The sequence below is a fragment of the Arthrobacter sp. TmtSoilC77 genome, assembly GCF_059739415.1.
Genome location: NZ_AP046050.1, coordinates 3,817,204 through 3,830,403 on the forward strand (window position 1 = coordinate 3,817,204; position 13,200 = coordinate 3,830,403).

The 13,200-nt window shown below is 61.9% G+C and carries 15 protein-coding genes; 6 read left to right on the forward strand and 9 right to left on the reverse strand.

Going from position 1 to position 13,200, the window contains the following annotated elements:
- Positions 1-30: 30 nt before the first annotated feature.
- From ccsB to AC6I99_RS17560, 5 genes are read right to left on the reverse strand one after another with little or no spacing between them, the layout of a single operon-like run.
- On the reverse strand, positions 31-1,098 hold the full coding sequence (gene ccsB, locus AC6I99_RS17540) for a c-type cytochrome biogenesis protein CcsB (RefSeq protein ID WP_309925194.1): 1,068 nt from the start codon (positions 1,096-1,098) through the stop codon (positions 31-33).
- Complete coding sequence (gene resB / locus AC6I99_RS17545) at positions 1,098-2,816, reverse strand: cytochrome c biogenesis protein ResB (RefSeq protein ID WP_497944498.1); 1,719 nt, start codon at positions 2,814-2,816, stop codon at positions 1,098-1,100. Before resB ends, ccsB begins: the two co-directional genes overlap by 1 nt.
- A complete protein-coding gene (locus AC6I99_RS17550) occupies positions 2,816-3,571 on the reverse strand; it encodes a cytochrome c biogenesis CcdA family protein (RefSeq protein ID WP_309925189.1) in 756 nt (251 codons plus the stop codon). The genes resB and AC6I99_RS17550 overlap by 1 nt, the downstream gene beginning before the upstream one ends.
- A 5-nt stretch (positions 3,572-3,576) precedes the next feature.
- Complete coding sequence (locus tag AC6I99_RS17555) at positions 3,577-4,182, reverse strand: TlpA family protein disulfide reductase (RefSeq protein ID WP_309925187.1); 606 nt, start codon at positions 4,180-4,182, stop codon at positions 3,577-3,579.
- Positions 4,183-4,186: 4 nt separating this feature from the next.
- The gene (locus tag AC6I99_RS17560; protein WP_224088776.1) at positions 4,187-4,852 is read right to left on the reverse strand and encodes a histidine phosphatase family protein; all 666 of its coding nucleotides are present in this window, start codon (positions 4,850-4,852) and stop codon (positions 4,187-4,189) included.
- 215 nt (positions 4,853-5,067) lie between these two features.
- Here AC6I99_RS17560 and AC6I99_RS17565 point away from each other — a divergent pair, with 215 nt between their 5' ends.
- The 3 genes from AC6I99_RS17565 to AC6I99_RS17575 all read left to right on the forward strand — a co-directional run bounded on the left by AC6I99_RS17565 (position 5,068) and on the right by AC6I99_RS17575 (position 7,662).
- Positions 5,068-5,619 carry a YceI family protein gene (locus AC6I99_RS17565; RefSeq protein WP_224091146.1) on the forward strand — a complete coding sequence of 184 codons (552 nt, stop codon included), beginning with the start codon at positions 5,068-5,070 and terminating at the stop codon, positions 5,617-5,619.
- A gap of 205 nt (positions 5,620-5,824) precedes the next feature.
- On the forward strand, positions 5,825-6,523 hold the full coding sequence (locus AC6I99_RS17570; RefSeq protein ID WP_497944497.1) for a hypothetical protein: 699 nt from the start codon (positions 5,825-5,827) through the stop codon (positions 6,521-6,523).
- Positions 6,524-6,786: 263 nt separating this feature from the next.
- Entirely contained in the window at positions 6,787-7,662 is an 876-nt protein-coding gene (locus AC6I99_RS17575) for a hypothetical protein (protein WP_497947277.1), read from the forward strand.
- 42 nt (positions 7,663-7,704) lie between these two features.
- On the opposite strand, the gene AC6I99_RS17580 is transcribed toward AC6I99_RS17575, so the two are convergent.
- Both AC6I99_RS17580 and AC6I99_RS17585 read right to left on the reverse strand, forming a co-directional pair.
- Positions 7,705-8,412 carry a redox-sensing transcriptional repressor Rex gene (locus AC6I99_RS17580; RefSeq protein ID WP_224088779.1) on the reverse strand — a complete coding sequence of 236 codons (708 nt, stop codon included), beginning with the start codon at positions 8,410-8,412 and terminating at the stop codon, positions 7,705-7,707.
- Between the two features lie 83 nt (positions 8,413-8,495).
- On the reverse strand, positions 8,496-8,750 hold the full coding sequence (locus AC6I99_RS17585) for a glutaredoxin family protein (RefSeq protein ID WP_224088780.1): 255 nt from the start codon (positions 8,748-8,750) through the stop codon (positions 8,496-8,498).
- A 304-nt stretch (positions 8,751-9,054) separates the two neighbouring features.
- Between AC6I99_RS17585 and AC6I99_RS17590 the strand changes: the two genes are divergently transcribed.
- The 3 genes from AC6I99_RS17590 to AC6I99_RS17600 all read left to right on the forward strand — a co-directional run bounded on the left by AC6I99_RS17590 (position 9,055) and on the right by AC6I99_RS17600 (position 12,375).
- Complete coding sequence (locus AC6I99_RS17590) at positions 9,055-10,317, forward strand: IS110 family RNA-guided transposase (protein WP_497944496.1); 1,263 nt, start codon at positions 9,055-9,057, stop codon at positions 10,315-10,317.
- 125 nt (positions 10,318-10,442) lie between these two features.
- The gene (locus tag AC6I99_RS17595) at positions 10,443-11,258 is read left to right on the forward strand and encodes an HAD family hydrolase (protein WP_224088781.1); all 816 of its coding nucleotides are present in this window, start codon (positions 10,443-10,445) and stop codon (positions 11,256-11,258) included.
- 151 nt (positions 11,259-11,409) lie between these two features.
- The gene (locus tag AC6I99_RS17600; RefSeq protein ID WP_497944495.1) at positions 11,410-12,375 is read left to right on the forward strand and encodes a DUF559 domain-containing protein; all 966 of its coding nucleotides are present in this window, start codon (positions 11,410-11,412) and stop codon (positions 12,373-12,375) included.
- 315 nt (positions 12,376-12,690) lie between these two features.
- Here the strand turns inward: AC6I99_RS17600 and AC6I99_RS17605 are convergent, their stop codons facing one another.
- A complete protein-coding gene (locus AC6I99_RS17605) occupies positions 12,691-12,789 on the reverse strand; it encodes a 30S ribosomal protein bS22 (protein WP_003792170.1) in 99 nt (32 codons plus the stop codon).
- 171 nt (positions 12,790-12,960) lie between these two features.
- Positions 12,961-13,173, reverse strand: coding sequence for a helix-turn-helix domain-containing protein (locus AC6I99_RS17610; protein WP_017199160.1), 213 nt, complete (start codon positions 13,171-13,173; stop codon positions 12,961-12,963).
- Between the last annotated feature and the right edge of the window lie 27 nt (positions 13,174-13,200).

The window sequence follows — 13,200 nt, forward strand, 5'->3', positions numbered from 1 at the left end:
GCGTTCCGGAAATCTAAGGCGTTCCGCGGCTTAGAGCCCGGAGTACGAGTGCAGACCGTTGAAGACGGTGTTCACGAGTGTGAAGTTGATGATCACGCAGGCGTAGCCAACGATCGACAACCACGCTGCGCGGGTTCCCGTCCAACCACGGGTAGCCCGGGCGTGAAGGTAGCCGGCGTAGACCACCCAAATGACAAACGTCCACACTTCCTTGGGGTCCCAGCCCCAGAACCTGCCCCAGGCCTTCTCAGCCCAGATGGCACCGAACATGAGGGTGAACGTCCAGCCGATGAAGGCGATGGCGTTGATGCGGTAGGACAGGTTTTCCAGGCTCAGGGCGTTCGGGACCACCCTCATGAAGCCAAGATTGTCCGCCCGGCCCGCGGCCAGGTTCTTCTGCCGGTACGACTGAACCAACTGCAGCGCGGACATGGCGAAGGTTAAAGTAAACAGGGCCGAGGACAGGACCGCGATGGAGACGTGGATGATCAGCCAGTAACTCTGCAGGGCCGGGACCAGGTGGCCCACCGGCGTCCAGAACGATACCGAAGCAGCCACCAGCATGATGATGGCCAGGCCGATGACGAACGTACCGAGGAACCGCAGGTCACGGCGGATGAGCACGATCAGGAAGACTGCCACGGCGACGAATGCACCGGTGGTGAGGAACTCGTACATGTTCCCCCACGGCACCCGGCCTGCGCCCAGTGCACGGGTCACAACGCCCGCACCATGAATGAGTACGCCCAGTACTGTAAGTGCCACAGCCACCCGGGCAGGCACACGCCGTTCGGCTGAGTACTTCATGTCACCGGCCGCTGTGCCACCCTCGATGGTGAGGCCCGACGTCGGACGCTCGGCACGGCCGGCCGGCCCACCGGCGTCGGCCCCTCCCAAGCGTCCGCTGGCGCGACCAGCGGCCACCGCCACCTTCTCTGAAGGAGAGCTGGCGGCAGCCTTCAAGTCGATTGCACGCAGCGCCTTGCTGCTCTTGGCCAGGTCCCAGGCAAACGCGATAAACGCCACGGTGTACGTGCCGGCGGCCAGCAGCATGAACAGCTCGCTGTACTGGCCCAGGGTTTCGTTGATGACGGGCATTACTGGTCCTTCGAGGTTGGGGAAGAGACTGTGGGGGTTGCTGCCTGGTTGCCGGAGTCAGAGGAGATCTGCCATTCCCGGGTAAAGAGTTCGCGGAGGGCTGCTGCTTCGCCCGCGAGCCGGTGGTCTTCGCCTCGCGCCAGCAGGCCATACTCCACCATGGTGCGGCCGTCCTGGTGGGTTCCAGTGCGGACCCAGACACGGCGGCGGTTGACGTAGAGCGAAGTCACCAGGCCGGCAACGGCCAGTAGGCCGAAGATCAACGCGTACAGCTGCCCGGGGTTGTGGTGGACGTCCACGCCGATGTACTTCTTGACGCCGTCGAAGCTGATGCTGCCTTTGCCGTCCGGCAGCGTTTTCGTCATCCCTGGGGCAAGCGTGATTCCGCCGGCTTCAAGTTTCCGGCCGTTGAGCTGCGTGAGGTCCCTGACGTCCAGCTCGAACACGTTCTGGGGCACGCCCTTGTCCAGGCCGAGGTCGCCGTAGTAGGAGTCAAGGCTCAACTGTGGGTTGAAGAGTTCAGGACTTGCGCTGAAGGAGATGCCCTCATCGGATTTGAACGCCGTGGGCAGGAAGAAGCCTTGGAACGCCAGCTGGTCCGGTTTGCCGTCCGGCACCTTGATGACCACGGATGAGTAGTAGTTGTCGCCTTGGACCTTGGCCGTGACCGGCCCCTGGAAAGCGATGTTGCCCTCGCCGTCGCGGACTGTCACTACGGGGGCGTAGCCGTTTCCCGTGAGGTACAGGCTGGTGCCGCCCAGTGTGATGGGATCGTTGACCTTGAGGATTTCCTTCTTCGCCGGCGAATCCGGATTTTCCTTGGTGGTGACCTCAGCGGTGTAGTCGATGGGCTGGCCGATCTTCTTCGGCGATTCGCGATCGAAGGTGGCCTCGAACTTGTCCAACTGAATGGAGTAGGGCTGGAGCCAACTGCTCTGGAAGTTGGTGCCCGGCGTGAATTGGTCGTAACCCACCAAAGTATTGACGAACGTCTCGCCCTCTACCAGGATCCGCTGGCCGCTGTAGCCGAACAGGCCGCCGATAGCCACGGAAACCAACACGCCGATCAGGGAAGTGTGGAAGACCAGGTTGCCGACTTCCTTCAGGAAGCCGCGCTCGGCACCCAGGGACGGGAGGTCGCCGTCGACGTCCCTGACTTCCACGCGGTAGCCGCGCCTTTTGAGCAGTCCGGCGGCATCGTTGATAGCTTTCGACGCCGGGATCCCGGCGTCGGCGGGCAGCGCCAAGGTGCCGTACTCCGGCAGTCGCGAAAGGCGCTTGGGCGTGCGCGGCGGCTGCGACTTCATCGCCTTGTAGTGGGCGATGGCCCGCGGGGTGACGCAACCGATCAGGGAGATGAACAGCAGGATGTAAATGGCCGAGAACCAGGCCGACGAGTACACGTCATAGAGCTGCAGGGCGTCGAGCAGCTGACCATAGGACGGGTTGTCCTTGATGTACTGGGTGACAACCGCAGGGTTCGCAGGGCGTTGCGGGAACAGGGACCCCGGCACCGCGCCCACGGCCAACAGGAGCAGCAGGAACAACGCCGTCCGCATGCTCGTCAGCTGGGTCCAAGCCCACCGAAGCATGCCCAGGATACCCAAGGAGGGCAGCGCGGCCTCGGACTTGGCCTGCTGGAGTTTTCCTTCCGCTGTCTTCGTGTTCGTGCTTTCAGCGGGTGGTGACTTCTTCTTGGCTTTCACGGACTCGCTCATCAGATTGGCAACTTCACATCGGTTTGGAACCAGTACTGCAACTCGGTCACCCAGTTTCCCCACACACCGGTGGCCATCAGGATGCCGAGCAAAATCAGGATGCCTCCGCCAAACCGCTGGATCGCCAGGCGGTGCGTCCGGAAGAAGGACATGACGCCCATGCCCCGCCGGACGGCAAGGGCGATCAGGAGGAACGGGATACCCAGGCCAAGGCTGTAAACGAAGGCCAGGAGCGCACCCTTTGCCGCCGACGATCCGCCGGACAAGCTCAGCAACTGTACCGCGGAGTATGTGGGCCCGATGCATGGGGCCCACCCCAGGCCGAACGTCAGCCCCAGGAGCGGCGCGCCCCACAGGCCGGCCGGAGGCTTCGCATGGATTTTGGCGTCGCGCTGCAGCCAACCAAAGCCACCCATAAAGACGACGCCCATGAGGATGACCAGAATGCCCAGCACTTGGGTGATCCAGGCGTTCTGCGGGCCTGTCAGGAGGGTCCCAAGCTGCCCAAAGGCACCGCCCAGGAGGACAAAGATCACCGAAAAGCCCAGCACAAACAGCCCAATACCTGCCAGCATGCGGCCGCGCCGCTGCTTTTGGAGATCGACGCCGGTCAGTCCCGTGACGTAGCCAAGGTAGCCGGGGACGAGTGGCAGCACGCACGGCGAAAGGAACGAGACGAGTCCGGCCAGCAGCGCGACCGGCACGGCAAGCAGCAGTGATCCGTTCAGGATCGTCTCGGCGAAAGGACTGTTCATTGGTACTACTCAGCCACTGCGGACGTAATGAGGGCCTTCAACGTGCTCTTCTCAATTTCGCCGAGGACGCGGGAGGCAACTTTGCCCTCCTTGTCCAGGACCAATGTGGTGGGCACCGCGCCCGGAGGCACGATTCCGGACACAGACAGGAGCACGGCCCCGTCTTTGTCGTTGAAGCTCGGGTAGGTGAGGTTGAAGGTCTTGTCGAAGGCCTCTGCGGTGGCTTTCTCGTCACGCAGGTTAACGCCGAAGAATTGAACGCCTTGGTCCTTGAAGTCCTGGTGCAGGGCTTCAAGCTGGGGAGCTTCGACGCGACACGGGGCACAGGCCGCGAACCAGAAGTTCAAGACCGTGACTTTACCCTTGAGATCTTCGGGCTTGACCGTCTCCCCATTGAAGAGTGTCCCCTTGAGCGCCACCGGTGCAGCGCGGTCGGCTTTGGCGAACTCGGTGACGGAACCGTCCCCGGCCACGTAGTTCTTGTTGTCGCCTTTTCGGGCCTGCTCTGCGAGGGAGTCCTTCTGGGCGCAGGCCGACAGGCCCATGGTAAGTCCTGCCAACAGGACACCACCGGCTGTGAGCACGCCGCGACGCGAAACGTTGTTGTTCATGTGCCTACGCCCCCGGAGTGCTTGCTGCACCGGGAAGGAGCACGGCAGCAGGTTCGCTGTATTCGACCCGCACAATCCTGCCGTCCTCGTCCAGGACCAGGGATGTCAGGGAGGTCAAGGTGCACTCACGCTTACGGGGGTCGTGCGCCAGCCGGCGGCCCTCGGCGGACAGGCGGGTGGACCAGATGGGAAGCTGATGGCTGACGAGGATCGCTTCCGCGCCGTCGCCACCCAGTTCGATCGCCTTGACGCGCGCATCTTCAACGGCAGCCATGACGCGTGCGGCCTGCTCTTTGTAGGGCTCGCCCCAGGACGGGCGCAGGGGGTTCCGGAAATAGAGCCAGTGCTTGGGCTTCAGGAATTCGCTGCGCGTGGGGTGGAGTCCCTCGAAGTGGTTCTCTGCTTCGATGATCCTGGGGTCTGTATGGATATCGAGATGGAGTGCCTCGGCAGTGGGCATTGCCGTTTCCTGGGCGCGCGTGAGCGGCGAGGCGACCAAGTGGACAATCCTGGCACCCTCGTTTGCGCGGACGGTGAAGTGCTCGGCCAGCATGCGGGCCATCTCCCGGCCCCGCTCGGAGAGATGGAATTCAGGCAGCCGGCCATAGAGGACGCCATCGGGATTATGGACCTCGCCATGGCGAAGCAGATGGACAGTTGCTTGGGGCATGTTTACCAGTTTCTCAAAGAAGCGGGGCGATCCGAAATCTTCTACCGTCAGTAGAACTCAAAGTTTTCTCAAAATGTTCCGTGGAGTTGGAATAAAAGATGCATATGCATGTTTATACTAGACACGAAGCTCGGTTGACGTTTCAAGTAAATGCATCAACCAGTCCGCCGGGCAAGCAAGCGGTACCTTCCACTACATACAGGAGAAACATCATGATGACCCTTCCCGCCAACGTCACCACCGGCATCTGGACCCTCGACGCTTCCCACAGCGAGATCGGCTTCACCGTCCGCCACGCAGGTATCAGCAAGGTCCGCGGCGTCTTCAAGGATGCCGAAGCAACCCTCGAAGTCGGCGAGACGCTGACGGACTCCAAGGTCAACGCAACCATCCGGACCGCCAGCTTTGACTCCGGCGACGTCAACCGCGACGGCCACGTCAAGGGCGAAGACTTCTTCGATGTGGAGAAGTACCCGGAGATCACCTTCGTCTCCCGCCACGTCAAGGCAAACGGCGACGGCTTCGATCTTGTGGGCGATCTCACCATCAAGGGGGTCACCAAGGAAGTTTCCATCGAAACCGAATTCAACGGCGTCGCAGTGGATCCCTTCGGCAACACCCGTGCAGGCGTCTCCGGCGAAACCACCATCAGCCGCAAGGACTTCGGCCTGACCTGGAACGCCGTGCTTGAGGCCGGTGGCGTCCTGGTCAGCGACAAGGTTGTCATCAACCTGGAACTCGCGTTCATCGCACCGGCAGCTGCCTAGATCCACAGCAGCTTGCACGGGAACTCGTACAGCAGTCCCGAGTAAACGGCGCCCCGTCACAGTTCCGCTGTGGGGGCGCCGTTTCGCATACTCATTCGCGTACTCGGAAGTCACCCTGCGATTATTCGGCAAACACCCTGTAGTTCACTGCGAGGCAGCTCCGAATTTCCTATGCATCCCTCAACCTGCGGTCTAAAGTGATGCCATGAGTAACCCAGACGAAGTACCACAGCCTCAGCAGCCCGGCGCCCAGCCTCCGCAGCCCGGCAATGTTCCTCCTGCGGGTTACCAACCACCGCAGGGTTACCAACCACCCCAGGGCTACCAGCCGCCGTCGCAACCAGGTCAGTATTCGCAGCCTGGCCAGTACTCGCAGCCCGGGCCAGGCCAGCCCGGACAGGCGGGCGGTTTCCACTTCGAAATGCCCACCGACGGCCCCCGCAATTTCAATGACATCCTTCCGCAAGGTGGTTTCTCGGGCCTCTTCAAGACCATGGGCCTGCCCACCGAGCTCAAAGTGTCGTACTTCATTTGGGTCATCTCGGGACTCCTGGGCCTCCTGTTTGGCCTCATCGGGCTTTTCGCCATCATCGCAGCGTTCGCTTTCATGCCGGGAGTTGCCGCACTCCTCCTGGTTCTCCTGATCATCAGCCTTGCTGTTGCAGCCGCCCAGATAGTCCTTGCCATGAAGATGAAGGAAGGCAAGGAATGGGCACGCCTCGCCCTCACCGTCCTTGCCGCAGTTTCCCTGTTGCTCGCCATCTTCGGCTCCATCAACGCCGGCGGACCCGGTGCAGGCCTGGGTGGCAACTGGTTCGGTTTCCTGGTCAGCGCAGTGGCCGTTGTGCTGATGTGGCTGCCGAACTCGCAGCTGTGGTTCAAGGCAGTAAAGGGCGCCGTCTAACCTGCCTGAAGTACCGCCGTCGGGCTCTCATCCAAGCCGCCCTGACAGGTGCACAAGGCCGTGGTGGTCCATTGGACCACCGCGGCCTTCATCATGAAGGCGTACGCCATCGTGATGATTTCATCTGAAGCAGGAAATTCCTGCGTGTGATCATCCGCAGCACCGGACCCCGGAGGTACGGTGGAAGCAGAACCAGGCTGGGGGCAGGGTCTTTTTGCTGATCCCGGCAGCCGTACCAGCAGTCGAACAAGCAAAGGAATGCCATGAGCAACCCTCCATACCCGCCGTCCAACGCCGGGGACGCCAAACCGGGCGATCCCAACACCGGTGATAACAAGGGCGACGCCAACAAGCCTGAGCAGCCGGGCCAGCCATCCATGCCACAGTACGGTCAGCCGTCGGCACCGCAGTACGGCCAGCAGACTCCCCAATATGGTCAGCAGCCCAGCGCTCCGCAGTACGGTCAGCAGTCCCCGGCTGCTCCCCAATATGGCCAGCCCCCGGCTCCCCAATATGGTCAGCAGGCTCCCCAGTTTGGCCAACAGTCGCCGCAGTTTGGTCAGCAGTCGCCCTACGGCCAGCAGCCGTCTCCCTACGGTCAGCAGGCCCCGCAATACGGGCAGGACACCAACTGGCCCAGCCAGCAGCCAGGGCCTGCTACGGTTCCCCCGCTGGTCAACATCTCCTTCTGGATGATCATCGCAGCGGGCATCCTGTCCGCCATCAGCTCGCTGATCCTGGCCACCACCGGCTCGGATGCCTTCATCAACTCGATGATCCAGCAGGCTGCACAGCAGGGCACCGAATTCCCGGAAGGCTCCCTGGAAGGCATGCGTGGCGGTATCGTCGTTGCCGCCATCATTGGAGCCATCGTGTCCCTGGGCCTCTACGCCTTGGTTGCATTCCCGGTCCGCAAGGGCAAGAACTGGGCCAGGATCCTGGGCACCGTCTTCGCGGCGATCTCCGTCCTCGGCCTCGCCGGACTGTTCCAGTTCGGTGCTACGTATGGCATCCTGCAGCTCTTGGTGATCCTGCTGGGAGTTGCCGCAATCGTCCTGCTGTACCTGCCGGCGTCGGCTCCGTATTTCCGTAAGCCGCAGCCTTTCGGCAACCCGTACCAGAACCCGTACGGCCGCTAAACCACGGCAGTTCGTTCCACAGCGGGCGCGGACCCGGAAAGGCTAGACAGCCTGACCCGGTGTCTGCGCCCGTTGTGCGTGGTACGCCAGGATCTGCAGCTCGGTGGCCATATCCACCTTGCGGAGGTTCACGTGCGGCGGAACCTGCAGGAGAACCGGAGCAAAGCTCAGGATGCTCCGGATTCCGGCAGCGATGACGCGATCACAGACTTCCTGGGCCACTGTGGCGGGCAATGCCAGCACCACCATGTTGGTGTGGGTGCGTTCCAGGACACGTTCAAGTTCCGCTGAATCGCTGACCCGCAACCAACCCACCTCGTTGCCGATCACCATGGGGTCTGCGTCGAAAATAGCTACGACGTCGAATCCCCGGGACTCGAAGCCGCCGTACCGCGCCAGGGCCTTGCCGAGGTTACCGGCGCCGACGATTGCGACCTTCCAGTCATGCGTCAGGCCAAGGGCTGCAGCAATGTGACGGCTCAGGTACTGGACTTCGTAGCCCACCCCGCGGGTCCCGTACGAGCCCACGTAGGAAAGGTCTTTGCGGAGCGTGGAGGAGCTGACGCCTGAAGCCTCGGCCAACGCGTCCGATGACACACGTTCCACGCCTTCTGCCAGGAGCGAGTTGAGCGCGCGCAAATAGAGAGTCATCCGGGCCACAGCCGCGGGCGGGATCTGCTTGGCGGCAGGTTCGTTGTCCCCGCTTGTTGCCCCCGGGGACGGTTCCAGCGCAGTCACGGTTTTCTCCATTGCGTCGCTTGTTGTTCCACTCTATGGCCCTTGGGCGGACTCAACAAAAGCCGGTACTTCCGGGTAACAGAGTCCCGTGGTCCTCAGCCTTCGAGAACTTTTTTCAATGTACGGGTCAAGCGCTGCTCGTCGATCTTCCAAAAGTCGCGCTGGACCCCATCCACCAGCACCACTGGAATTTCCTCCGCGTAACGCTCCTGCAGTTCTGCCTTTCCGTCAATTGCCTGCTCGGTCCACTGGATGCCCAGTGCCGAGGTAACGCGCTCGACGGCGGCACGTGCCTCCGTGCACAGGTGGCAGTCAGCTTTGGTGAGGAGGACGACGTCGGGAATAGCCATGACACAACGGTAACCGCCCCAACGCTCTCTCACATCCCACCCCCTTCCCGGCCATCCCTCTCTCACATCCCACCCCCTCCCGGCCACCCCTCTCTCACATCCCACCCCCCTCCCGGCCACCCCTCGTTACCTTTTTCGTAGCCCGTTTCCTGGTGCAGGATGTGGGTGTGCTGGCCTGCTGATCCCGGCATGATTGTGATCCTCTGTTGTTGATGATCTTGAGAGTGTTGTCACCGGGGTTGGCAGGTGTCGGGGAGACCGCTTATAGGGGCAGGACAGTGTGGGAACGTCGTGCGTAACGTGGATGCCGGGCCCTGACACCGCGGACAGGCCAGCACGGGAGCTGACTACGACTGGAGGTGCCAACGTGATCGCAGAACACGAAACGGTTGAGGTGTTCATCGGACTGGATGTGGGCAAGGGCGAGCATCATGCCGTTGCCGTGGACCGGGCGGGAAAGAAGCTGCTGGACCGGGCGCTGCCTAACGACGAGGCCAGGATCCAAGACATTCTGGCCGAGTTGGAGCATCACGGCCGGATCCTGCTGGTAGTTGACCAGCCAGCGACCATTGGTGCGTTGCCGGTCGCGGTGGCCCAGGCCGCCGGTGTTCTGGTGGGGTATTTGCCTGGTTTGGCGATGCGCCGGATCGCGGACCTGCATCCCGGGGAGGCCAAGACCGATGCCCGCGACGCGTTCATCATCGCCGACGCGGCCCGGACCATGCCGCACACCCTGCGCTCGGTCCGGCTCGCTGACGAGCAGTTGGCCGAGTTGGGCATGCTGTGCGGGTTCGATGATGATCTGGCCAAGCAGGCCACGGCCACGTCCAACCGGATCCGTGGGCTGTTGACCCAGATCCACCCGGCGCTTGAGCGGGTGCTTGGTCCCAGGCTGGATCATCCCGCGGTCCAGGATCTGCTGCGGACCTGGCCCACCCCTGAAGCGCTGCGTCACGCCGGCAGGCGCCGGATCGCGAACCGGCTGACCAAGCTCGCCCCGCGCATGGGCGAACGCCTGGCAGATGAGATCATCGACGCCCTCGGCCGGCAAACAGTCACGGTTGTTGGGACGAACGCCGCAACGATCGTGCTCCCGGAACTGGCCGGAATGCTCGCCAGGCTCCATGAAGGACGCGCCATGGTTCACGCCCAGGTCGAGGCCCTTGTGGAGGCCCACCCTCTTTACCCGGTCCTGATGTCTCTGCCGGCAGTGGGCATCAGGACCGCAGCACGGATCCTTACCGAAGTCGCCGGGAAAGACTTCCCGACCGCGGGGCACTTGGCCTCTTACGCCGGCCTGGCCCCCGTGACCTGGCGTTCGGGGTCCTCCATCCGGGCAGACCGCGCCTCCCGCAAAGGCAACAAAGTCCTCAAACGCACCCTCTACCTCTCCGCCTTCGCAGCCCTCAAAGACCCGCAATCGCGCTCCTACTACGACCGCAAACGCGCCGAAGGCAAACACCACAGCCAAGCCCTTATCGCCCTCGCCCGACGCCGCTGCGACACCCTCTACGCCATGCTCAGAGACGGGACCCTATACCAACCCCAAACACCCGCAACCGCTTGACGAAAAACATAGGGGCACTCTCACATCCCACCCCCTCCCCGGCCATCCCTCTCTCACATCCACCCCGGCGGTCGCCCACCGTGCGCCCTCAACGCCGGGGCCGGGCGATTGACTAGACTCAAGGCATGCCCGACGAGAAGAACGCCGCCGTGGTCGCCGACGCCAAGGTGCCACAGCACACCGGCGAAGCCGCTTTCTTCGACGTCGACAACACGTTGATGAAGGGCGCGAGCCTCTTCCACGTGGCCCGCAAGATGTACGAACGCAAGGCATTCACCCTGTCCCAGGCGGCTGGCTTCGCGTGGAAGCAGTTCAAATTTGTCATGCGTGGCGAGAATATGGACGACGTCCATGCCGTGCGCGACTCGGCCCTGACCCTGGCTGCCGGGATAACCGTGGAGGACATCAAAGCCCTCGGCGAAGAAGTTTATGACGAAATGATCGAGTCACGGATCTGGCCCGGAACCAAGGCACTCGCGGAGCAGCACCTTCGTGTAGGCCGACGGGTGTGGTTAGTGACGGCCACACCCATTGAGGTTGCCACAGTCATCTCCACAAGGCTCGGACTGACGGGCGCGCTGGGGACCGTGGGCGAGGTCCATGACGGAATGTATACCGGCAAGCTTGTGGGTGACATCCTGCACGGGCCGGCCAAGGCCATCGCCGTCCAACTCATCGCTGATCAAGAAGGCTTGGACTTGGAACACTGCTGGGCTTACAGCGACTCTGCCAATGACATCCCGCTGCTGACTATGGTGGGGCACCCCGTGGTGATCAACCCCGACTCCAAGCTGCGCCGGCATGCCCGCGACAACAACTGGCCTGTATACGACTTCCGCTCCGGACGCCGTGCAGCAACCCTTGGACTTAAGGCCGCAACCGTCGGCGGAGCCATTTACGGACTGTGGCGAGGGTTCTCAAAGTTCCGTGGTCCCCGCTAGCCGTTCCGCTCTCACATCCCAACGCGTTTCCACCGTTCCGCTCTCACATCCCAACGCGTTTCCACCGTTCCGCTCTCACATCCTCCAGTAGCACTGGTCTGCCTGTGGATAACTTCTGCACGCTTTGCCGCTTCCAAGAAACAATGCGGGTATGCAGAATTCGCTACTCAACCCGTCCAGCCCGATCTTGCGGCCTTTCAGCCTGAACGAAGCCAAAGCAGCGGGCATCAACCCCGCTGCCATTTGGCGCAGCAGCAACATCCTTCCCGTTAGCCGTGGCTTGTACCGGCCAAGCGATTGGGATTTCGACCTTCCGGCAGCCGCCCGTTCCCTTTCCTCAGCCAGCCCTGGCGCTTGGATCTCCCACACAACTGCCGCCAGGCTCTATGGTTTTGTCTTGCCAGCGTGGCTTTCGGATTCCAATGAACTGCATTTGAGCAAACCCCGACATCTGCCATCTGTTCGGCGCAAGGGCATCATCGGGCACACGGAAAAGCACTTCGAGGGGGAGATTGAGCAAGTCCAAGGGATTTGGATGAGCACTCGAGCCCGAACATGGCTGGATTTGGCGCGTCGTCTCCCCCTTCATGACCTCGTATGCGTGGCAGATCAGTTGATCCGCATTCCGCGACCCGAGTTTGAGGGGCGCGATGCACCGTTTGCTACTGCCGAGCAGCTCCGGAACATGGTCGAACGACACAAAAACCGCCAAGGCGTAGTCCGTGCACGGCAAGCCCTTGACCTTATGCGCGTCGGGGCCGACTCGGCTCCAGAGACTTTACTACGTATGGCCATGCTTGATGCCAATTTGCCGGAACCTCAGCTTCAAGTGATGCTGCGCGCGAACGACCCCTTCTCGCCTTCAGCGGACTTGGGTTTCAAGGCCCGTCGCCTCGCGATCCAGTACGACGGCGGCCATCACCTTGAGGAGGAGCAGATGCATAGCGATCGGCGCAGGGATAAGGCCTTCAGAGCAGCCGGTTGGACTGTCCTTGTCTTTGGAAAAGAGGACCAGGCGGACAACTTCGGCAATGCCGTTCGGCAGATCAAGAGGGCCCTGCGGACTGCATGGATGGATCCATCCGTTGCCTCCGGGTTTGCCAGGAACGCGATGTGAGCGAGCATCACGCCAAACAGGCCAGGATGTGAGAGAACATCCGGCCAAACAGGCCAGGAAGTGAGAGAACATCCGGCCAAACAGGCCAGGAAGTGAGAGAACATCCGGCCAAACAGGCCAGGAAGTGAGAGAACATCCGGCCAAACAGGCCAGGAAGTGAGAGAACATCCGGCCAAACAGGCCAGGAAGTGAGAGAACATCCGGCCAAACAGGTCAGGAAGTGAGCGAACATCCGGCCACAAACGCCCCGATGTGAGAGAGCAAAAATGCCCGCCGCCTTGGAGGCAACGGGCATTCACGCTTGGTGAAGTATCTCTACTTCTTATTGCGGCGCTGGTGGCGAGTCTTGCGAAGCAGCTTGCGGTGCTTCTTCTTGGCCATACGCTTGCGGCGCTTCTTAATAACTGAACCCACGAAAGTTCCTTACAAACTAGATGAAGGTCCTGTCTGTTGGAACGGATCCGCGGACTAGCAGCAGACAGTACAACTGACAGATTCTTACATTGACGTAAAACGTTCCTTAACAGAGTACCGCTTCAAAGGGGCACCCCGTGACCACGGTCCGCGGGACGGACTCCGGCGCCCTCAGGCGGTCTCCGATTGTCCGTCGACCACAGCACCCTTGAGGTACTGGGCCACGGCTTCTTCAGGCACCCGGAAGGAGCGGCCAAACCTGACGGCAGGCATTTCCCCTGAGTGGACCAGGCGATACACAGTCATTTTGGAAACACGCAGGACGTCGGCTACTTCAGCCACAGTCATGAAACGCGCATTCGAGAAGTTAGTCTCCGCGGACATTTCCCATATTCCTTTGCTCTCAGCTGG